Origin of the sequence: Thioclava sp. F36-7, assembly GCF_002020075.1 — a bacterium.
Classification (GTDB): Bacteria; Pseudomonadota; Alphaproteobacteria; order Rhodobacterales; family Rhodobacteraceae; genus Thioclava; species Thioclava sediminum.
On sequence record NZ_MPZR01000014.1, the window covers coordinates 34,171 to 52,723 of the forward strand.

Annotated in this window: 18 protein-coding genes and 4 pseudogenes; 15 read left to right on the forward strand and 7 right to left on the reverse strand. The window is 59.3% G+C overall.

All coding sequences use genetic code 11. The annotated features are described in order from the left end of the window. Positions 1 to 175 precede the first annotated feature (175 nt). Entirely contained in the window at positions 176 to 886 is a 711-nt protein-coding gene (locus BMI89_RS19175; RefSeq protein WP_093477004.1) for a cyclic nucleotide-binding domain-containing protein, read from the forward strand. Positions 887 to 889: 3 nt separating this feature from the next. Here BMI89_RS19175 and BMI89_RS19180 read toward each other — a convergent pair whose 3' ends face one another. After that, a complete protein-coding gene (locus BMI89_RS19180) occupies positions 890 to 1,132 on the reverse strand; it encodes a hypothetical protein (protein WP_246831737.1) in 243 nt (80 codons plus the stop codon). An 11-nt stretch (positions 1,133 to 1,143) separates the two neighbouring features. On the opposite strand from BMI89_RS19180, the gene BMI89_RS20690 reads away from it, so the two are divergent. From BMI89_RS20690 to BMI89_RS21265, 8 genes and pseudogenes are all read left to right on the forward strand, one after another. Then, a complete protein-coding gene (locus tag BMI89_RS20690; protein ID WP_168173868.1) occupies positions 1,144 to 1,926 on the forward strand; it encodes a hypothetical protein in 783 nt (260 codons plus the stop codon). Between the two features lie 31 nt (positions 1,927 to 1,957). Then, positions 1,958 to 2,089, forward strand: a pseudogene (locus tag BMI89_RS21150) (IS3 family transposase); the annotation flags it as partial. Positions 2,090 to 2,402: 313 nt separating this feature from the next. Further along, positions 2,403 to 3,443, forward strand: a complete 1,041-nt coding sequence (locus BMI89_RS19190; RefSeq protein WP_078572414.1) for an IS110 family transposase — start codon at positions 2,403 to 2,405, stop codon at positions 3,441 to 3,443. Between the two features lie 244 nt (positions 3,444 to 3,687). Further along, on the forward strand, positions 3,688 to 4,053 hold the full coding sequence (locus tag BMI89_RS19195) for a transposase (RefSeq protein ID WP_143593956.1): 366 nt from the start codon (positions 3,688 to 3,690) through the stop codon (positions 4,051 to 4,053). Further along, positions 4,050 to 4,397 carry an IS66 family insertion sequence element accessory protein TnpB gene (tnpB, locus tag BMI89_RS19200; protein WP_078572415.1) on the forward strand — a complete coding sequence of 116 codons (348 nt, stop codon included), beginning with the start codon at positions 4,050 to 4,052 and terminating at the stop codon, positions 4,395 to 4,397. Before BMI89_RS19195 ends, tnpB begins: the two co-directional genes overlap by 4 nt. Positions 4,398 to 4,459: 62 nt before the next feature. After that, positions 4,460 to 6,055, forward strand: coding sequence for an IS66 family transposase (locus tag BMI89_RS19205; protein WP_078572416.1), 1,596 nt, complete (start codon positions 4,460 to 4,462; stop codon positions 6,053 to 6,055). Beyond that, positions 6,055 to 6,393 carry a YnfA family protein gene (locus tag BMI89_RS19210; RefSeq protein WP_078572426.1) on the forward strand — a complete coding sequence of 113 codons (339 nt, stop codon included), beginning with the start codon at positions 6,055 to 6,057 and terminating at the stop codon, positions 6,391 to 6,393. Before BMI89_RS19205 ends, BMI89_RS19210 begins: the two co-directional genes overlap by 1 nt. 40 nt (positions 6,394 to 6,433) lie before the next feature. Beyond that, positions 6,434 to 6,967, forward strand: coding sequence for a transposase (locus BMI89_RS21265; protein ID WP_078572417.1), 534 nt, complete (start codon positions 6,434 to 6,436; stop codon positions 6,965 to 6,967). A 15-nt stretch (positions 6,968 to 6,982) separates the two neighbouring features. Here BMI89_RS21265 and BMI89_RS19220 read toward each other — a convergent pair whose 3' ends face one another. From BMI89_RS19220 to BMI89_RS19230, 4 genes and pseudogenes are all read right to left on the reverse strand, one after another. Further along, the gene (locus tag BMI89_RS19220) at positions 6,983 to 7,273 is read right to left on the reverse strand and encodes a hypothetical protein (protein ID WP_078572418.1); all 291 of its coding nucleotides are present in this window, start codon (positions 7,271 to 7,273) and stop codon (positions 6,983 to 6,985) included. Beyond that, the gene (locus tag BMI89_RS19225) at positions 7,270 to 7,875 is read right to left on the reverse strand and encodes a DUF6036 family nucleotidyltransferase (protein ID WP_143593959.1); all 606 of its coding nucleotides are present in this window, start codon (positions 7,873 to 7,875) and stop codon (positions 7,270 to 7,272) included. Before BMI89_RS19225 ends, BMI89_RS19220 begins: the two co-directional genes overlap by 4 nt. A gap of 230 nt (positions 7,876 to 8,105) precedes the next feature. Beyond that, a pseudogene (locus tag BMI89_RS21160) lies at positions 8,106 to 8,210 on the reverse strand (IS110 family transposase); the annotation flags it as partial. Between the two features lie 182 nt (positions 8,211 to 8,392). Then, complete coding sequence (locus BMI89_RS19230) at positions 8,393 to 10,024, reverse strand: cellulose synthase catalytic subunit (RefSeq protein ID WP_168176846.1); 1,632 nt, start codon at positions 10,022 to 10,024, stop codon at positions 8,393 to 8,395. A gap of 84 nt (positions 10,025 to 10,108) precedes the next feature. Here BMI89_RS19230 and istA point away from each other — a divergent pair, with 84 nt between their 5' ends. Then, complete coding sequence (gene istA, locus BMI89_RS19235; protein WP_078572427.1) at positions 10,109 to 11,557, forward strand: IS21 family transposase; 1,449 nt, start codon at positions 10,109 to 10,111, stop codon at positions 11,555 to 11,557. After that, entirely contained in the window at positions 11,554 to 12,318 is a 765-nt protein-coding gene (gene istB / locus BMI89_RS19240; protein WP_037238752.1) for an IS21-like element helper ATPase IstB, read from the forward strand. The genes istA and istB overlap by 4 nt, the downstream gene beginning before the upstream one ends. 463 nt (positions 12,319 to 12,781) lie before the next feature. On the opposite strand, the gene BMI89_RS19245 is transcribed toward istB, so the two are convergent. Further along, the gene (locus BMI89_RS19245; protein ID WP_078572421.1) at positions 12,782 to 13,480 is read right to left on the reverse strand and encodes a DUF1236 domain-containing protein; all 699 of its coding nucleotides are present in this window, start codon (positions 13,478 to 13,480) and stop codon (positions 12,782 to 12,784) included. A 316-nt stretch (positions 13,481 to 13,796) separates the two neighbouring features. On the opposite strand from BMI89_RS19245, the gene BMI89_RS19250 reads away from it, so the two are divergent. After that, on the forward strand, positions 13,797 to 14,483 hold the full coding sequence (locus BMI89_RS19250; protein WP_143593960.1) for a hypothetical protein: 687 nt from the start codon (positions 13,797 to 13,799) through the stop codon (positions 14,481 to 14,483). Positions 14,484 to 14,718: 235 nt separating this feature from the next. Here BMI89_RS19250 and BMI89_RS19255 read toward each other — a convergent pair. After that, positions 14,719 to 15,527, reverse strand: a pseudogene (locus BMI89_RS19255) (IS3 family transposase); the annotation flags it as partial. Positions 15,528 to 15,602: 75 nt separating this feature from the next. Here BMI89_RS19255 and BMI89_RS20700 point away from each other — a divergent pair. From BMI89_RS20700 to BMI89_RS19265, 3 genes and pseudogenes are all read left to right on the forward strand, one after another. Then, a pseudogene (locus tag BMI89_RS20700) lies at positions 15,603 to 16,097 on the forward strand (IS5/IS1182 family transposase); the annotation flags it as partial. Positions 16,098 to 16,354: 257 nt separating this feature from the next. Next, a complete protein-coding gene (locus tag BMI89_RS19260) occupies positions 16,355 to 17,566 on the forward strand; it encodes a PQQ-dependent sugar dehydrogenase (protein WP_246832077.1) in 1,212 nt (403 codons plus the stop codon). Next, positions 17,563 to 18,141 carry a c-type cytochrome gene (locus BMI89_RS19265; protein WP_078572424.1) on the forward strand — a complete coding sequence of 193 codons (579 nt, stop codon included), beginning with the start codon at positions 17,563 to 17,565 and terminating at the stop codon, positions 18,139 to 18,141. The genes BMI89_RS19260 and BMI89_RS19265 overlap by 4 nt, the downstream gene beginning before the upstream one ends. Positions 18,142 to 18,553 lie beyond the last annotated feature (412 nt).

Below are 18,553 nucleotides of genomic sequence, written 5' to 3' on the forward strand. Positions count from 1 at the left end.
GAGACTGGAAAAGGTTGATCGAAATCAAACCGATTAGCTGGTAGGATCGAAATAAGTCACCGCTCGGCAAGGATCACGCCGACAGAAAACACCTATCAACCCGCTCGCCAATCGGTGACAATTGACCGCTTGATATTTATCAAGCATCACCGTCAGGCACGATTAGAGGTGAAGCATGGCCATCCGCTTGCGCGACGATGAATCTTCCGAGATTCGCGCGCTACGACTGTTTTCCGGGATCGACGACGAGAATTTTTCTGCGTTGATCCGAGGTGCCTATGTCCAAAACTTTCCGCCGCAAATCGAGTTGTTCACTGAGGGCGAGACTAGTGATTTCCTTCACGTCGTCATCAGTGGGTCGGTGGAATTGTTCGCAACATGGAATGGGCGCGAAACGACGATGGAGACGCTGCAGCCCGTCTCAACCTTCATCGTGGCGGCTACCGTCAAAGCAGCGCCCTACCTGATGTCTGCGCGCACGCTTGAAAAGTCGCGCATCATCTTGGTGCCATCAGAGGATGTTCGTGCAATCTTCGATGCCGACCAGACATTCGCACGCAACGTCGTAACAGAGCTCGCTCAGGGATATCGTGGGGTTGTGCGGAACACAAAGAACCTAAAGCTCCGAACTTCCCTTGAGCGCCTGGCCAACTACCTTGTTCATCGCCACACATGCGAGGATAAGGCAGATGTCTTTGATCTTGGGATCGAAAAACGGCGTCTGGCTTCTTACTTGGGCATGACACCAGAAAACCTGAGTCGAGCGATCCGTCAGCTGGAACCCTACGGCGTGCAAGTTGACGGAAGCTGCGTTACGATCACCGATGCAAAAGATCTTCGTGCTTTTGCCAAACCTTCTGAACTGATCGACGATCCCTGTTCCTGAAGGTCAGCGCCTTCCCTCGGCCTCGTCGATCACCCCCTTCACCCAGAGCGAGAAACCCCATGAGGCGGGCACGCCCAGCGGCAGCGAGAGCGCCAGCGCCACGAGCGGCGGGATTGCGGGCAGGCCGATCCATTGCCCCATCAGCCCCAACATGAAGAGGTTGATCGCGACCGCTGCCGCGGCGAAGGGATAGGGCAGCAGCATCAGCCGCGACAGGCGCGGTCCCTCAGTGGCTGGTGCCGTCATCGAAGGTGATCTTGTTCCAGACATTGTATTTCCCCGAGGGCTTGCGCATCGGCAGTCGCTTCGGCTTGTCGAGCTTGCAGGAATTTGAAGGGGGCCCAACCGACGGCCCCAAGAAGAAATTCGGAGATCTTTACGATCGACTGACCTTCGATCTGACGAATGAGGACTACGCTCCTTTCCGAAACCTGCTACGCGATCACATCCTCAAAACTTGGCCGCTCGGCCCTGGGGATGACCTGATGGGTGAGCCTGTTTTAACGCGCCACCTTCACTCGGTGCTCACCGCATCTCGGGAGTATGGCATCGACAGTCGACGGCTGCGAAAATTGCTCGTCTCCGCAGGGGTAGTGCGTCCGGTCGAGCAAGGTCGGTCAGATGCCTGGGAACTGTTCACCCCCGAAGACGCTGAACCGGTCCTAAGCCGTCTGGAGACGCTTGTCTCCGCAACAGATCTTCAAGATGCGCTCCTCATTTCGCGCACGCATTTTGAATCCTTGCGTAAGGACGGCTACTTCGCGCCGACATTGGAAGGTCCTGAGCACAAACCACTTTGGGACCTCCGTGAAGCTCGCAGTTTTATCGACGGTCTCCTGCAAGGAGCGGAGCCTGTCTATGTCCCGATGCACAGCTGGGCTTACCTGTCGGATGCAGCTATCCGCCTGACCACCAGGCGCAGAAACAGATCATCAGCTGCGCAGCGCACGAATGTCAGAATAGCGCGGGGAGCAGCCATTCGCTGCATTGTTCACGAATGTCTGCTTCGCACCTCCGGCATAATGGATCACCTTAGGTGAGGATGAGGTCACAGAGCATCCTTTCTGCGGGCAGCGTCAATCCGGCGTGCACATCTTGATGGATCGTGAAGGCCGGTTCCTCGACAACGTCTTCATCGAGCATCTTTGGCGAATCCTGAGATACGATTACAGCTACCTACACGCTTGGGAGATCGGATCGGAGACGTAAGCGACCAACGGGAATGGATGGCCTTCTACAAATACCAGGGTCCTCGCGCAGCCCCGGCGGCAAGCCACAGACGCTAGTCTATTGGCAAAGGAATGATCTCAACCAACACGATCATTAGATGCAACGCATCTCGCAATTTACGCCAGATCCTGTCCAAGAGTAAGCGCTCTATTGAGGCTGTCTGCCGACGGACGCAGGAAATAAGACAGGTGTATAGCGACATGGTGTGATTGCGGCGGTCGCTCTCCGGTGGCAAACGAGGTTCGGTATGGTGGCCTCATGGATAGTAACCGTGAGGAGAACGACCTTGGAACATTATGCTGGTTTGGACGTGTCGCTGAAAGAGATTTCAATCTGTGTCGTGGACAGGGACGGCAATACCGTGGCGCGTGGCACGTGTCCCGCCGATCCCGAGGGCATCGCTGGCTGGTTTCGCAACCGGTCGCTCGAGCCGAACCGCATCGTGCATGAGAGCGGCATGTTGTCGATCTGGTTGCAGCGCGGTCTCGAGCGCATTGGCTTGGCAGCCACCTGCATCGATGCCCGGAAGGCGCACAAGAGCCTGTCAGCGCGTCTCAACAAGTCCGATGCAGGCGACGCCGAAGGTCTGGCTCAGCTGGCGCGCACCGGTTGGTTCACGCCGGTCCATATCCGCACTGAAGCGTCCGACCGGTTGCGCGCCTTAATCGGCGCGCGCGAACGGTTGTTCCGGTTGCGCAAGGACCTGGAGGGACACATTCGCGGCGTCCTGAAAACCTTTGGCATCCGCATGACCGGGATCAGTCAAGGGCGGCAGCGCCAGGCGTTCCGCGATCAGCTCGCCGCGGCGGGCGAAACAGACCCGGTGCTGCGCGTCATTGCGGACGGGTTCATCACGGCCCACGCGACCCTTTGCCAGGCCGCGGCTGATCTCGATGCCGCCTTGAAACGAAAGGCGCGAGATCATTCAGTCGCGCGCCGGCTGATGACCATTCCGGGCGTTGGCCCAGTGAATGCGCTTAGCTTCATCGCCCTGATCGATGATCCGAGCCGTTTCGGTCGGACGTCGGATGTCGGCGCCTTCCTCGGCCTCACGCCGAAGCGGCACCAGTCCGGCGAGATCGACTGGTCCGGACGGGTCTCGAAATGCGGCGATAGCGCCATGCGCGGCTTGCTGTTCGAAGCGGCTGCGTCCGTGATCCGACAGGTCAAACGGTTCTCGGCTCTGAAGAGTTGGGCCGTGCGCCTGGCTGGCCGTCGCGGCTTCCGAAAAGCCGCCGTTGCGACGGCGCGCAAGATCGCCGTCCTTATGCTGACGCTCTGGAAGAACGAAACCGAGTATCACTGGACGAAGGAGGCCACTGCTTGATCTGAATTCTCGCCGGAAAGGCGGGAAGCGAAGTCCTGATGGGACGGAGGCAGATTGATCTCGCAAGACACGTTGGGGCGAACGAACATCCTAACCCCGCTAGCGACATTGGAGACAATCCGCCCTCGAACGCCATTGTGAGGCGCAAAGGCTGCGACCTCGGAGAGAACCATGACCCGGACGGACGTCGCGATCCGCACTTGACGAAGCCGCAATCAGAGAACGTGTCTTATTGGGAGGCGCTATGTTGGGTGAAGTTCTGGGTGTCGAACGGCGCCGTCGTTGGAGCGACGAGGAGAAGCTCGAGATCTTGCTGGAAGTGGGTGCTGGCGGGGCTTCGGTTACGCAAGTTGCCCAGCGGCATGAGCTCACGCGCTCGCAAATCTACGGCTGGCGCCGGGACCTGAAGAAGAAGGGCCTTTGGTCGCCGGATCGGGGAGCAGTCTTCCTGCCTCTTGATTTCGGTGCCCAGTCCGAACCGGCCCACTCCCCGCCCGCTCGCCCGGTTCTTGTCGAGCTGCGTTTGGGGAACGGTCGCTGCCTCCGTTTCGACAGCAGCATGGATGGTGAGACGCTGACCGGGCTGATCCGCGCGGTGGAAGCGGCATGATCGGCCCAGGCACCGGGGTCCGGGTCTACCTAGCGTGCGGCGCGACCGACATGCGGAAAGGAATTGCCGGTCTCTCAGCCCTGGCCCAGGATGTGCTGCGCCAGAAACCCACCAGCGGCGCGGTCTTCGCGTTCCGGGGGCGAAAGGGGGATCGGCTGAAGCTGCTCTACTGGGATGGCCAAGGCTTCTGCCTCTATTACAAGGTCCTCGAGCGCGGACGGTTTCCTTGGCCGAACACCAAGGCCGGGGTTGCGCGGCTGACCTCCGCCCAGCTGGCGATGCTCTGGGAAGGGATCGACTGGAGGCGCCCGGACTGGGGCGCACCACCCGCGCGGGTCGGGTAGGTTATCTACCTGAATCCACTTGTTTTATTGGCCATCTCGACCTGTGCGTGGTATCAGTCGGCATGTCCGATGATGCCCACATTCTCTCTGATGATCCTGCGGTCCTGAAGGCGATGATCGCCGCACTTCAGGCGGAGAATGCACGCATGTCGGCCACGCTTCAGGCCCACGAGCAGTTGGTTCAGGCTCTGCGCTTGCGGATCGCCAAGCTCCAGAAGCAGGCCTTCGGAAAGTCCTCGGAAAAGATCGAACGTGAGATCGCGCAGCTCGAACTGGCGCTCGAAGACCTGCTGGTCGCAGTTGCCGAGAAGCGTGATGGGTCGGTCGAGGAGGAAGTGCCTGCGGCGATCGATGCCGCTGTCGTTGAGATCAAGCCTCGTCGACGCCCGCGCGTCTCGGACACGACACCTCGCGAACGGCGCGAACTCGATCCCGGCTCCTGTTGTCCCGACTGTGGTGGCGACCTTCGCGTGGTGGGTGAGGATGTCAGCGAGTTGCTCGACATGGTCGCGGCGCAGATGAAGGTGATCCAGATCGCGCGAGTGAAGAAGTCCTGTCGCCGGTGCGAGAAGATGGTGCAGCCTGCCGCCCCAAGTCGCCCTATCCCCGGCAGCATGGCTGGTCCTGGGCTTCTGGCCCAGATCCTTGTCTCAAAGTTCGACGATCACCTTCCGCTCTATCGCCAGAACGAGATCTACGCCCGTATGGGGGTCGACATCCCGGACAGCACGCTGCTGGACTGGTGCGGACGCGCCATGAAGGTGCTCGCCCCTATCATTGAACGGATCGAGACCGAGGTGATGGCCGCGCCGGTGCTGCACGCGGACGACACTCCGATCCGCGTCCTGGACCGGTCACGCCGGGACCGCGGCCTCGGCAAAGGGGTCAAGCAGGGGCGGGTCTGGGCCTATGTCTCTGATCAACGTCCTTGGGACGGCGCCGCGCCGCCCGGTGTCGTCTACCGCTTCTCCCCGGATCGTAAGGGGGAACATCCTCAGCGACATCTGCAAGACAGCGGCGGTATCCTTCAGGCGGACGCCTATGCTGGCTTCAATCTGCTTTACGAACCACGCGCGGACGGCAGCAGCCAGTTCCGCGAGGCCGCCTGCTGGGCGCATCTTCGGCGCGACTTCCATGATGTCTGGGACAGCACGAAATCCGAGCTCGCGCGGGAGGCCCTCGACCGGATCGGCAAGCTTTATGATGTCGAGCGCGAGGTCGCCGGTCAATCCGCCGAACTGCGACAGGCCGCGCGCCAGACGCACTCCCGCCCCATGGTCGATGCCTTCAAGGCTTGGGCCGAGGCCCAGCTGCTGCGCATTCCGGGCAAGAGCGATCTCGCCAAGGCCTTCCGATACGGTCTCAGCCGCTGGTCCTCCTTCGAGCTCTTCCTCGAAGACGGTCGCGTCGGCATCGACAACAACCCCGCCGAGCGCGCCATGCGCCCGATCGGCATCGGACGGAAAAACTGGCTCTTCGCCGGCTCCGATAGCGGTGGCGAGACGCTGGCCAGGGCGATGACCCTCATTGAAACCGCCAAGATGAACGGGCTCGATCCGCAGGCTTGGCTCGCCGACATCCTCGACCGTATCCATGATCACAAGATCAACCGGCTTGACGAACTGTTGCCGTGGCAGTGGACTGCAGCCCGCCCATGATGAGCGCCTTCGCCTCCATCGGCATGTATGCCCTGGCTGCTCTCGCCGAGATCGCGGGCTGCTTCGCGTTCTGGGTCTGGCTACGTCTTGACCGCTCAGCCCTCTGGCTTATCCCGGGCGCGATCTCCCTCGCCCTGTTCGCATACTTGCTGACGCGTGTTGAGGTCGAGTTTGCCGGTCGTGCATATGCGGCCTACGGCGGCATATACATCACAGCATCTATCGCATGGCTTTGGGCCGTAGAGGGGCAGATCCCGACCCGATGGGATATCATCGGCGCAATCTTTTGCCTGACCGGCATGGCGATCATCTTGGTCGCCCCTATGCTTCAGAAGTAACCTGCGGTCTCAATCGGGCGGTTACCCAGAAAGGGCAAAAGTGGCCGACTTTTACGCCGCCCGCAGCCGGATCATCCCGCCGCTACCGTGGCCGACTATTGCGCCGCCGTTCTCACCGCAGCCGCCGCGAAAGCGGTGGCATGAGTATGGGCGTAAGGGGCCGCCACAGTCCATCGTCAGGCAATGGTTGCGCCCGCCTCTCGGTGTCGTCGATAGAACCGGACAAGCCAGCTTCCAGCACATCATGGACAACAGGCAGCCGACAATCGAAGCGGCTCTCATACCGCAGGTCGCGCCGGACGCGATGGTCCTGTTCGATGGTGCTCCGCAGTATGAGGCCATCGCGCGAGCCCGCGGGATCTCCTATACGGTTCTGGTTTCGGGCCGTCGCTGGAAATCCACGCCGAAGGCCTACCACCTGAACACGGTGAACAGCCTCCACGCCGAGTGGAAGGGAGAGTTCAGCAAGCGATGGCGCGGCCCGGCGAGCAAGTATCTCGACGGCTATGCCCGCTGGATGGTCGCCCGCCGCAAAACTGGTCCGCTGGAGATGTTCCGGGCCATCATCATGTAGCCGGGGTCTGCGCCATCATGCCACGCTTTTCGGGCGCGCATCGCGAGCCGCCCTTTGTCGGAGCAGGATTGCATCGAGGCAGGCGTAGCCGCGAAGGTGATACTTTGTGATGCTGTCACGCAGTGCCTTGTAGAGGGCTGGATCAGTCAGGGCCAAGTCATGGTCTACGCCGCCCTGCGCGAGTTCTGCGACAGCGGCGAGATCGGACCATCGGCGATCCTTGATCGCCCTGGCCAGTGCCAGATCATCCGACAGGTATTGCCTGAGAAGGCTTACCCCTGCGACCCAATCGTCCCGCTTGCTCATCGTTCAGGATCCTCTCGCGACTTGCGTTTCTGGGCACGGCGCTCGGCAACTGGGAGGGTGGCTTCCACCAGCGACATGTTCTCGCGTATGGTCTCCCGGTCGGCATCCGGAAACTTGTCCGCCGCTTGCAGGATCTGCTTCCTTGCAACACCAATGGCTCCAATAAGGTAGACCACGTCGTCTATGTCAACCTCCGAGGCTCGGACGAGCTTGGAGGCGGCGATGATCGGCGGCGGCGGGCAGATCACGGTGAGTTTCCGACCCTGCCAGAGAATTCGGCTGTCTTCACCCGTTGCCCAGGTATCGTCCCGCACGGCGGGGAGATTCACGATCCCAGGGTTGATGATCTGGAGGTAGGCGCCTTCGGGTTCGTATTCTTTCGGGTCGTAAGAGAGCCCGCTCGCAGCTGCGAGGCGACGCAGATCGGAATCGAGCACTTGGCTCCCGGGACGCCAAACGTCGATGTCGCCGGTCTGTCGCTCTGGCTGTCCGAGCAGGATGAGGGCAGCTGCACCCATGACGCAGATGGTCTGCCGGTCCTCCGCTGCGCGATCCATGGCTTCGAGAAATCCGATCAGACTGGTGCGATCGACGTCTTTCATGAACATTGTCCTTCTTGGTTCTGCGCCCTGCTCAGTGAATGCGTGGTCATATCTACCACATGGTGCCCTGACGCAGGCAGCCGCTTGCATCTCTGTCAAAGAGACACAGAGATGCAAGCGGTTGACGCTCAACAGCACAGGCGTGGGTTAAGCAGTCTGACGCCAACACGATTTGCTGACATTCCCTAAATTTTACGACCGAGCCCCGCAAAAATGGGCGGATTATCCGCTCGCCGCTGTTTCTTTCGCAGACCTGCCCGGCCTGGGACATCCGCACCATGCAACTGAAACACTTTCTTAGCGCGATCGAGCCCGATCTTTATAACCTCCAACATGACCTTCCTCCTTTGTGGATCATCGCAGACCCAACAAGGCACACAGATGCCGTTGGGGAACGGTCAGATAATCGGAGTCGCTGGACAGTGCGAACTGACCGGAGCACAAACACTGAACAGGGAGCGTTCTGCGGATATCTTCTTCCATTTCATAAAGTGCTGTAATCCACCGCGGATCAAGATCACGCCGTCGCCGCCACGAGCCATTGCGGTGGACGGCGAACCTGATCTCCGGGTTGATCCCCTTGCTGGCGGGCTGGGCGGCGGCGCAAGAAGACACGCTGCATCATCGCCAGGCTGATCTTCAGCGACGAGGCGGGCTCCGTCGCGTTTTCCAGGCCCTCCGTGAAGAGTGCCCGAAGCAAAGCGTCACGGGTTTTCCCTGGCGGAATGTTCAATTTAACCTCGACATCGCGCCCATGAGCCATTTCAACCTCGGCGGCGACAGACCCGATGCCCGGCAGATCGAGGCGCAGCCAGTCAACAGAGTCCCCGATGCCGCAGGAATCTGGAAAACTAAGGCGGGCCGCCTCCATAGAGATCCACTTGATTTCAACAGGAAGGGCCTCTGAAGGCTTGGATCCAACAGTTCCTGATAAATCGACGCGGAAACGCTCTGCCCGGTTGGAGCCGGTTGCAGAGATCGCGGCAGCCTGCACTACGGACAAAACGATCATGCTCACGAATGCCCAGATCGCGAGAATCGGAAGCTGCTCCACCGACATGACAAATCGGGTATTGAAGTTGGCGTTTGCAAAGAACCCGAGTGCTGTCAGGACAATGAGCGCGGCTGGCATAAAAACCATCATTCGGTCAATCGCTCTGCCATCAGCTGCGCGGCCCTTGGGCGTCACTTTGAAAACATGGCCGTGAGGTCGGATCAAGGTAGATACGACCGTCAGCAGGATCCTAGGCGCCAGCAATGCCGAATGTACGGTTGCCGCCAAGGGAAAGAAGCTTTTGGGCGCAAGCAGCCTCAGGGTTCCAAGTGTCGCGAACAGCGCCGGTAACTGGTAAGATACAAGTTCCGAAACAGGCACAGCCGGAAGCGGCGACCAGCGGCTCCAGAGGCAGATGGTCGGAACCAGCAGGGTCGTAAGCACCATCACCGGATGCACAATCCAGTAGGAAGGGAAAAACAGAATTCTCTGCATCGGATTGAGGCCCGGTCCGAATGGCCCGTTACGAAGGTAAAGCGTCTGAATCGCTCCCCGGGCCCAGCGTGCACGCTGCACGTACATTGCGGACAGGGACTCGGGGGCCAGTCCGATGGCCAGCCGCTCGTTGAGATAGCGGGTGACATAGCCCTTGCGCAGCAACGTTAGGGTCAGAAGGATATCTTCGGTAATCGACTCCGTTGGAAGACCGCCGCCTACGGCTTCGATGGCCCCCCGCCGTGTGATGGAGTTAGATCCGCAGCAGAACGCCGCGTCCCAACCGTCACGCCCCATCATGATCGAGCCGAAAAACAGCCTCTGATCGTCAGGCATGACCTGACGCATACCGAGGTTTGTTTGCATCGGGTCGGCGTTATAAAAGGAATGGGGAATCTGCACGATCCCGACATCCGGATCCTCGAAAAGGCCCATTGCCCGGTAAAGGAAATTCCGCTGCGGGACAAAGTCGGCATCGAGTACCATGAAGAAATCGCCATCGGTCCTGGCAATCGCCGAGTTGATGTTGCCGGCTTTGGCGTCCGCGTTGTCCGGACGGGTGAAATACAGGGCGCCTTTACTGGCTGAGAACGGCAATGCAAAAGTGGTCCACGGAAGTGGCGTGATAATCTCGCTGCGGGCAGCGTAAAATGTTGCCACTTTGGCCCTTTCTGTTTGCAGGGAGGGCGGGAGATTTTAGTCGTGGATTTGTATTTGAAGGTCCGCCTCGCGCGTCGGGGCGGTATGAGCGAACGGGCGGCAGCGAGCCATTTCGGGATCTCGCGTGCGAGCGTGAAGAAGATGATGATGTTTTCGGTCCCGCCCGGATATCAACGAACGGCAGATATCAAGCGGCCCAAGCTGGACGGGTTCACCGGCTTCATTGATCAATGGTTGCAAGACGACCTCAACCGTCCCCGCAAACAGCGCCACACCGCCAAGCGCATTTTTGAACGGCTGCGGGACGAGCACGGCTTCAAGGGCGGCTACACGACGGTCAAGAATTATGTCCGTGAACATGGTCGGCGCAGCCGAGAGATGTTTATCCCGCTTGCCCATGCCCCCGGCCATGCGCAGGCAGATTTTGGCGAGGCCATGGTGGTTATTGGTGGTGTAGAACAAAAGGCGCACTTCTTTGCGCTGGATCTGCCTTACAGCGATGCGTGCTTTGTCCGGGCTTATCCTGCGGCAGTATCCGAGGCTTGGGTTGACGGCCACGTCCAGGCCTTTGCCTTCTTTGGCCGTGTCCCGCAGTCAGTTCTCTACGATAACGACCGGTGCCTTGTTGCGAAGATCCTGCCGGACGGATCGCGCAAACGGACCAAACTGTTCAGTGGGTTCCTGTCGCATTACTTCATCCAGGATCGTTATGGCCGTCCGGGCAAGGGCAACGATAAAGGCGCAGTGGAAGGTCTTGTCGGATATGCCCGACGCAACTTCATGGTGCCCATCCCTCATTTTGCCACGTGGGAGGCGTTCAATCTTTGGCTGGAAGAGCAATGCCGCAAGCGTCAATCAGATGTCTTGCGCGGGCATGGCGACAGCATCGGGCAGCGCCTCGCCCGCGATCTTGACGCTATGATGGATCTGCCCGCGTGCCCGTTTGACGCCTGCGATCAGGCCACCGGTCAGGTGAACTCGCAATCCTTGGTGCGCTACAAAACCAACGATTATTCGGTTCCTGTCGCCTACGGGCACCGCGATGTCTGGCTTCGCGGCTATGTCGATCAGGTGGTTATTGGCTGCGGTGGCGATGTCATTGCCCGCCACCCCCGGTGCTGGGATCGCGAAGACATGGTCTTTGACCCTGTCCACTATCTGCCCCTGCTGGAGCAAAAGGTCGGTGCCCTTGATCAGGCAGCCCCTTTGGCGGGCTGGGAGTTGCCCGAAGAGTTCGCAACCCTGCGCCGCCTGATGGAAGCCCGGATGATCAAGGCGGGGCGGCGTGAGTATGTTCAGGTCTTGCGGCTGCTGGAAACGTTCGAGATGGCCGACCTGAATGTCGCCGTCAAAAATGCACTGCGCATGGGCGCGATTGGGTTTGATGCTGTCAAACACCTCGTGCTGTGCCAGGTCGAGAAGCGGCCACCCAAACTGGATCTGGATGTCTATCCGTATCTGCCACGCGCCAATGTCGGCACGACGTCAGCGGCCAGCTACATGTCTCTAATGCAGCGGGGCAAGGCCGCATGACCGAAGCCCCACAAATCCTACTGGATCATCGGCTCAAGTCTCTCCGCCTGCCAACGGTGTTGCGGGAATATGGCAAACTGGCCAGGCAGGCTGCGGTTGAAGGGCTGGATCACGTTCAATTCCTTGCACGCCTGATCGAACTGGAGATGATTGACCGGGAACGGCGGATGATCGAACGACGGATCAAAGCCGCCAAATTCCCGGCCGTCAAAAGCCTGGACAGCTTCGACTTCAAGGCGATCCCGGCCTTGAACAAGATGCAGGTGCTGGAGCTGGCGCGCTGCGAATGGATTGAACGGCGCGAGAATGTCATCGCACTCGGCCCATCAGGCACCGGCAAAACCCACATTGCCCTCGGCCTCGGGTTGTCGGCATGCCAGAAAGGCCTGTCTGTCGGTTTTGTCACCGCCGCAGCGCTTGTTCATGAACTGATGGAGGCGAGGGATGAACGCAGGCTCCTGCGGCTTCAAAAACAGATGGTTGGTTACAAGCTGCTGATCATCGACGAGCTGGGCTTTGTGCCGCTGAGCAAAACCGGGGCCGAGCTTCTGTTCGAGTTGATCTCCCAACGCTACGAGCGCGGCGCGACGCTGATCACAAGCAACTTGCCCTTCGATGAATGGACCGAAACATTTGGGTCAGAACGCCTGACTGGCGCGCTCCTCGACCGCCTGACCCACCACGTCAACATCCTGGAGATGAATGGCGAAAGCTACCGCTTAGGACAAAGCAAGGCGCGTCAGGCAACGCCCAAAACCTGAACCCCAATCAGCACAGATTGGCCCTTACGGGCCAAAGCATCCGGGCAGCCGCCAGCTATATGACAAGCGCGGCCACCCGGATGCTGGCGCTTATCTATACGGTGAGTGTTCCAACCCCAAAGTGGCAACATTTTGCACTGCCCTTTGGCCCACTTTTACTCTGCCGTTGACATCTTGACCATTCGATCTCCGATCTTTCGGTATTTCTCTGTCAAGATGGCCTCCAGGGCCGCACGGGATGTTGGCCGGTTTTTCCTACCCCGAAGTCCCGAAACAATTTTTTCTGCTATGTGTTGCACCGGGACAAATCTCCCGAGATGCATCTAACCGGCGCCGAATTTTCCTTGTATAAAATCAAACGGCTACCGAGAGTTTCCTCGGTAGCCGTTGCATTTGTGTCCCAAAAGCCGGAACGAGCCAGCGATGACGCGCCGGCTCTCATGTCGCTTTCCGTCTCGGGGCCTTACGAGGCCGGGACGATGTAGACGATCGCGCGGTTGTCGGGATTCACGAAGACCGTGCGGTCGTTGATGTTGCCGTAGGCATAGGTGCTGTCGGGCACCGGCGTCAGCGTCACCACATCCGGAACGACCTTGCCGGTCGCGACTTCGCCTTTCAGATAGACCGGTGCGACAGGGTGCTTCTCAACCCAGGTGATCGTGGTGGGTTCGGGCTTGGCGGCAGCGCCGACACCTGCGGCACCGACGAGCGCGCCGACCACGGCCCCCACGGGACCGCCCACGGCCGCACCGGCCGCACCACCCGCGGCAGCACCGGTCAGCGCCGCGGCACCCTGAGCGTCCTTGTTGGCGTTATCGCCCGGGACCTGAATCTGGTTCACCGTCACCGATTGCGGGTTCGTCGACAGAAGCGCCATCTGGCCGTCGACCATCACACCCAGCTGGCTGGCAGGGGCATAGCCGTTCATGCCGTCATAGGTAACCTGGCAGATCGTGCCGTCGGGCAGGCAGCCTTCGACCGGAATGGTCGAGCCGGCCATCACGGTCGCAACAGTTTTCGACGAGGCTTCGACCCCTGCATGGATCGTCACGTCGCCCTGCGCCGTCGCCATAAGCGGCGGGCTGGTTTCAGCAAAAGCGGTGCCGGCGATCATCGTGGTGCTGGCAGCAGCAGCGAGAATAGTAGCGAGTTTGCGGGTCATTGGACTTACCTCCGTTATTACCCTGACCGTCATCAGCGAGGGCCTCTCTCCGCGTGGAAACGTGCAGGGAGCCCGTTCGTTCCCTGGGTTCTCGGCACACCAGCGTGCGAAGGGCGAGCTCCAGAGACGCTGCGTTGATTTTTGCTTCTTTGTGTACCGTTTTCCGTCAAGTTTCATAGCCCAATACAGAATAATTCCCGACAAAAACTATCATCTATGTTGCGCGGTCCAAAAAATCCAGTTAGTAGCCCGACTTGATGCGTGGATGGAGCCTCTACGCGTCGACAGCCTGATCGAACGGAAGGGCGCAGCTCGCATGAACACGCTCATAGAACACTTCGCGGACGACCTCGCCGGCACCCTAAAGGCAACCTTGCGTTTTGCCCATTTCATCGGCTTGGCCATCGGTCTCGGGGGTATGATTCTACTTGACTTGATGCTTTTGAAGTTCCTGATTCCGCGGAGTATCACCGAAGACTCAGCGCAAATTTTTGCGAGTGCCGCGCAGGTGGTGTGTCTGGGGTTAAAAATCCTATGGCTCAGCGGCTTCGGGTTTCTCATGCATTACGCGATTTACGATCCCGACAAGTTGGCGAACCCCAAGCTGTATGCAAAGCTGGCCATTGTGGTGATCCTTACAATCAACGGCTGGTTCATTCACACGATCATTCTGCCGGTGCTGCGCGGCCAGATCGGCAAGACCCTGCTATCCGGTATCGGGCACGGATTGACCACGGCGTTCATCGTGTCAGGCGCAATTTCAGTCGCGTCATGGTATTCGCCAGCCATCTTGGGCGTGTTCTGGCAGTTCAACGGTGACGTCTCGCCGATGACGATCCTGTTTTGCTATCTGGTGTTCATTATCCTCGCAGCCGTCGCCATTTTGGTAGGCATCTGCTGGGTGCAAAAAGACGGTGCGAGGCGCCTACCGAACGCCTCGGCGCCCCGGGCGCGAGTGTCCGCGCCCGTATCATCATCGAATGACAATCGCAAAGCAACGTGAAGGTCCAATACGCTATTCGCGCTACTAGCTGGAGTGTTTCGCTGCTGGGGAAGGTCGAGTTTGGTGGGGTTGTGCGCCGACTGACCGACCATGGGTATTGCATCCAGCAGCGATTGGAGCCCGATTAGTGTATGATCCGCTCCCTTGGCTTATGGCCGCCCGCAGGTAGATTTTCCCGGCTTCGTGCCCTGCTCCCAACGTTGGACTGCCAGAAGCTGGAATTTCCCGCCTTTGATCAGGACGACGGGCTGGCTGCGCCATCGGAAAAGTGCATGGCGATCGGGACGTTGTATCCGAACGCGCTGTGGGATCGGTCTTCGTTGTAGTATCTACGCCAAGCCTCCAACTTTTCGGCCGCATCCGCAAGGGTGAGGAACCAATGCTGGTTCAAGCACTCGGTCCGGAACCGGCCGTTGAACGCTTCGATGAATGCATTGTCGGTCGGATTGCCGGGGCGCGAGAAGTCGAGGGTCACGCCACGCTGATAGGCCCAGAGGTCCATGTCGCGAGACACGAACTCGGTGCCCTGATCGACTCGGATAGTCTTCGGATAGCCTGCCTGTCGGCACACCCGGTCCAGCGTTGCGACCACATCCTCGCCGCGGTAGCTGAACCGGACATCGAGCACTGGCACGTGAGCCGTGAGAAGGTGTCGATGACTGTCAGAACCCTCAGCTTCTTGCCGGTCGCAAGCTGATCGTGAACAAAGTCCATTGCCCAGACGTCGTTCGGGCCGACCGCCTCGGCCCGGTCGTCACGCAGCTTGGCCTTCACACGGCGCTTCGGCGTCTTGTTCCTGAGTTGCAATCCCAACTCCATGTAAATCCGATAGACTTTCTTGATGTTGATGTTCCAGCCCTCACATTCGAGCAGGACGTGAACGCGCCGGTAGCCATACCGCACCCGCGTTTCACAGATCTCCCGGATCCGCTTGGCGACAGCAGCCTGATCGGCGCGGCGAGACTTGTAGTGAAACGTCGAACGGTCAAACCCCATAGCCCCACAGGCCTTTCGGATCGAGACCGCCCAATCGCTACACACCCCCGCGAACCAGTTCGCGCTTGCGATCAGGCTTCAGAGCTAATGGGATGGTAACTATAGACCGCCCGTCTCCCCAGTCGTTAGGGCTGCCTCCGGCAGAAGGTCGCGCGGTTGAGGTCGGTTAATGCTTTGGCCGAGGCGCCCGACCGGCGGATGTCACTGACCGATGCCGATGTCCGCGTTATGTCAACCTGCGCCTGGCGCGCAGCTGTCGATACCCAGACGTATCTGGTCGCGGCGCACGACGTTACCAATTAAGGCTCTGATCGCGACGGGCTTCACGCTATCGCCGACATAGGATATTTAAGTGGGTCTCAAATCTTGGCTTGCCATCAAGCGGGGATCACTACCAGCGCGCCGCGCCCGGAAACTTCAGGCAACGGGGCCAAAGCTATGTATGTGAAAGCCGATTTTTCCTTTGATCCGGCAGGCGAGGCCTATGCTTACCCCGCGGGTGAAGAGTTGACCTGCCGCTACACAGGCGAGGAAGACGCTGAAGGTTGGTCGCTACTGGACCAATATCTGTCAGCATGTACGGTCCGGCGCCGCTGCCCCGGTGGCAAGGAACGCAGGTTCATTCGATGCGATCTCCGAACGGCTCCCGGCTAGAGGAAGAAGTCGTAGGCTTCGAAGTCGACGTTCGCTTGGGTCAAGAGAAGATCACGCAAAAATCACGAAAGTGTTGACAGAAGGGTCGTACCATACACACCCTGTATGCGGCCTCGTGTCGCTTGAGGGAGAAGCGAAATAGCGCGGGGCCGTCATTTTGGGAGGATGGAATGAAAATCAATACTCTCCTCCCGGGCCTATTGCTCGGGACGGTGATTGTTATGCCAGCAATCGCTCAAGAAAATATGGAAAAGCTGTCCAACATGCAGCGGACAGATGCGAGCTTCACCTTTGTCGATCAGGAGGGAGAACGCGCCAATGCGCTTCACGATATCGTCCAGCACATAAAGGTGCCTGAGGGATTCGAGGTTAGCCTCTATGCTGTCGTGCCTGATGCGCGCTCGATGGCAGTGGCGCCGCAGGGGACCGTAACTTTCGTGGGCACCCGCAAGGACAAAGTCTGGTCAGTGGTTGATCGTGATCGGGATCGCGTTGCCGATGAAGTCAAGGATTTCGCGCCTTCGGTCAACTTTGATATTCCGAACGGGCCTTGCTTCTCGCCCGATGGCTTTCTCTTCATCGCTGAGCGAAACCGCGTTCTGACGTTCCCGGCGGCCGAGTTCTTCTTCGAAGGACCAGATCCGGCGGTCGGCGAAGTCGTGCCGCAGGGCCAACTCATCCCCGCCGAGGAGGAAAGCTTCAACCATACTGCCCGGGTCTGTCGCATCGGTCCAGACGGGAAGCTCTATATCTCGCTGGGCCAGCCGCATAACGTGCAGCCGGCAGACAAGCTCGAGATGTATGACAAGATCGGCATCGGCGGCATCATTCGGATGAACACCGACGGCTCCGGACGCGAGGTCTACACACGCGGCATCCGCAATTCGGTCGGGCATGATTTCAACCCGGCCAATGGCGAACTTTGGTTCACCGATAACCAAGTCGACGGGATGGGCGACGACATCCCGCCGGGCGAGTTGAACCGCCAGAATGCGGCAGGTCAGCATTTCGGGTTCCCTTGGACCAATGGCGGTATCGAGATCCCCGCCTACAAGGATGTGCCAAGACCCGACGCGGTCGAATTCGTAGAGCCTCAAGTCCAAATGGACGCACATGCCGCTGATCTCGGGATGCGCTTCTACAACAAGGGTTCGTTCCCGGAAAAATATCATGGCGGAATCTTTTCAGCCCAACACGGTTCTTGGAACCGCACCACCCCTGTCGGCGCCCGCGTGATGTTCACGGCTCTCGATGAAGAGGGAAATGCCGCATCGACTGAGGTCTTTGCCGAAGGTTGGCTGAACCAAGAGACCGGCGAATACCGGGGGCGTCCGATGGATATCGCCTTCCTGCCGGACGGCTCAATGCTGGTTTCCGATGACTTCGCAGGCGCGATCTGGCGGATCGCTTACAATCCTGTGAGCCCTCAATGAGACTGGCGGCATTCACGATCCTCGGCGGGCTTATGCTCGCCGGGGGGACACCCGCTTTCGCCGATGATCCCGTTGAGGGTCAGAAGGTCGCGAAAATGTGCCAGACCTGTCATGGCATTGACGGCCTTGCACGCATGCCTATCGCACCCAACATCGGAGGGGAGCCGAAAGAGTATCTTGAGGCTCAACTCATGGCTTTCAAGACCGGCGCGCGCGAGCACGAGATGATGACCGTCGTGGCGTCAACCCTTTCTGCCCAGCAAATTTCCGATGTTGCGGCCTGGTATGCATCCCATACCGCCAGCGCCTCGCTTCCCGCCGGAGTGAGCGAAGAGGATGCTCCATCTGAATGTGTCTCCTGTCACGGTATCAATGGAATCTCGGTTGCACTGAATGCGCCGAACCTGGCGGGAGAAGCGAATACGTATATCGTCACGCAGCTCAGAGCATTTCGGATCGGGGCCCGAAAGCATGAAATCATGTCGGAGATCGCGGCGAAGCTTTCGGATGAGCAAATCCGGCAATTTGCGGATTGGTATTCGAAAGTGAATTTGCAGATCACGAGAGACGAATGACACCCAGTGATCTGCCTTCGGGACAAGCTGCTTTTCAGCAATCTCTATGGAGCGACTTTATTTCTTAATCTAATGGAAAGTACTGCCTCCCGATCCAACAGTGCAACGGTCCGGACATAGATGGAGAGAAGAGAAAAGAGAAGAGGATCTGGCGGACATCAAGGTTCTGGACATTGCCGTTTGCAGTCTTGACGGGCTGGACGAAATAGCGGCAGCCGTGTTTCGCAAACGTCCCCAGCGGGAGCGGCTGCTGGTGAGAACGGCGGCGCAATAGTCGGCCACGGTAGCGGCGGGATGATCCGGCTGCGGGCGGCGTAAAAGTCGGCCACTTTTGCCCTTTCTGGCGACGGGAGGGCGGGAGGATTTTCACCGTGGACTTGTATCGCAAGGTTCGACTTGCCTGCGCCGAGGG

Coding starts and splice junctions, on each gene's coding strand:
- BMI89_RS19220 (WP_078572418.1), bottom strand. CDS start 7,273: ATGAGCAAGCGGGACGATTGGGTCGCAGGGGTAAGCCTTCTCAGGCAA.
- BMI89_RS19210 (WP_078572426.1), top strand. CDS start 6,055: ATGAGCGCCTTCGCCTCCATCGGCATGTATGCCCTGGCTGCTCTCGCC.
- BMI89_RS19180 (WP_246831737.1), bottom strand. CDS start 1,132: ATGACGGCACCAGCCACTGAGGGACCGCGCCTGTCGCGGCTGATGCTG.
- istB (WP_037238752.1), top strand. CDS start 11,554: ATGACCGAAGCCCCACAAATCCTACTGGATCATCGGCTCAAGTCTCTC.
- tnpB (WP_078572415.1), top strand. CDS start 4,050: ATGATCGGCCCAGGCACCGGGGTCCGGGTCTACCTAGCGTGCGGCGCG.
- BMI89_RS19205 (WP_078572416.1), top strand. CDS start 4,460: ATGTCCGATGATGCCCACATTCTCTCTGATGATCCTGCGGTCCTGAAG.
- BMI89_RS19225 (WP_143593959.1), bottom strand. CDS start 7,875: ATGAAAGACGTCGATCGCACCAGTCTGATCGGATTTCTCGAAGCCATG.
- BMI89_RS19245 (WP_078572421.1), bottom strand. CDS start 13,480: ATGACCCGCAAACTCGCTACTATTCTCGCTGCTGCTGCCAGCACCACG.
- istA (WP_078572427.1), top strand. CDS start 10,109: ATGAGCGAACGGGCGGCAGCGAGCCATTTCGGGATCTCGCGTGCGAGC.
- BMI89_RS19260 (WP_246832077.1), top strand. CDS start 16,355: ATGCCAGCAATCGCTCAAGAAAATATGGAAAAGCTGTCCAACATGCAG.
- BMI89_RS19175 (WP_093477004.1), top strand. CDS start 176: ATGGCCATCCGCTTGCGCGACGATGAATCTTCCGAGATTCGCGCGCTA.
- BMI89_RS19250 (WP_143593960.1), top strand. CDS start 13,797: ATGAACACGCTCATAGAACACTTCGCGGACGACCTCGCCGGCACCCTA.
- BMI89_RS19265 (WP_078572424.1), top strand. CDS start 17,563: ATGAGACTGGCGGCATTCACGATCCTCGGCGGGCTTATGCTCGCCGGG.
- BMI89_RS19195 (WP_143593956.1), top strand. CDS start 3,688: ATGTTGGGTGAAGTTCTGGGTGTCGAACGGCGCCGTCGTTGGAGCGAC.